The organism is Streptomyces sp. CA2R106, from assembly GCF_037034245.1.
In the GTDB taxonomy this organism is placed as follows: domain Bacteria; phylum Actinomycetota; class Actinomycetes; order Streptomycetales; family Streptomycetaceae; genus Actinacidiphila.
The window spans coordinates 1-960 of the sequence record NZ_JBAGKC010000135.1 but is presented as its reverse complement, the minus strand read 5'-3'; the positions used below and the strand labels follow the sequence as shown (position 1 = coordinate 960).

Sequence of the window (960 nt, the reverse complement as noted above, 5' to 3'; positions counted from 1 at the left end):
CGAGGTCGCGGTCGCTGCGGTGAACGGTCCGGACTCGGTCGTGGTGTCCGGTGCGGTCGAAGCGGTGAACGCGCTGGTGGAGTTGTGGCGCGAGCGCGGGCATCGGGTGCGTCCGTTGCGGGTGTCGCACGCGTTCCACTCGCCGGCGATGGACCCGGTGCTGACAGAGCTCGAAGCGGTCGCCGACGGGATCAGGTTCAGTCGTCCGGAGGTGATGTGGGCGGGTGCTCTGACCGGTGAGTTGGTGTCGGAGCCGGAGGCTGGTTACTGGCCCGGGCAGGTGCGGCAGGCGGTGCGTTTCGCCGACGCCGTCGCGGCCCTTGCCAGGGAAGGCGTCTCCGTCTTCCTGGAGGTCGGCCCGGACGGTTCGTTGTCTTCCCTCGGTCCGGATGCGGTGGCCGTCGTGGAGGGTGTGGAGCCTGCGTTCGTGCCGCTCCAGCGTCGTACCGATGAGGGCGTGACCGGCCTGGCGGTCGGGTTGGCCCGGGCGTTCGTCGAGGGTGCGCCGGTGGACTGGAAGCGGGTGCTTCCGCAGGGCGAGGCGGTGGAGCTGCCGACGTATGCCTTCCGCCACCAGCGGTTCTGGCCCGAGGGCGTCGTCTCCCTCGCGCCGCCCGCAGCCGGGGGCGGCGCCGACCGGATCGTGGCCAGCACCAAGGCGGAGGCCGAGTTCTGGGCCGCCGTCGAAGGGGAGGACCTCGCCCGTCTCACCGAGACCCTCGACGTCGACGGCGCCCTCTCCTTCCGGGAGGTGCTGCCGGCCCTGGCGTCCTGGCGGCGCCGCGAGTTGGACCGGTCGCTGACCGCGAACTGGCGTTACCGCACCTCGTGGACGGCTGTCCCGGAACCCGACGCGGCCGTGCTGTCGGGCACATGGCTGCTCGTGGTGCCGGCCGGCGCCGAGGGCGAGGCACGGCAGCGGTGTGCCGACGCGCTGGCGGCCCGCGGTGCCGAGGCCGT

Annotated in this window: 1 protein-coding gene; it reads left to right on the top strand. The window is 73.0% G+C overall.

Annotated elements, in window-relative coordinates:
- Positions 1–19 precede the first annotated feature (19 nt).
- On the top strand, positions 20–960 hold a 941-nt coding region (locus WA788_RS35375; protein ID WP_335984579.1), incomplete at its 3' end, for an acyltransferase domain-containing protein.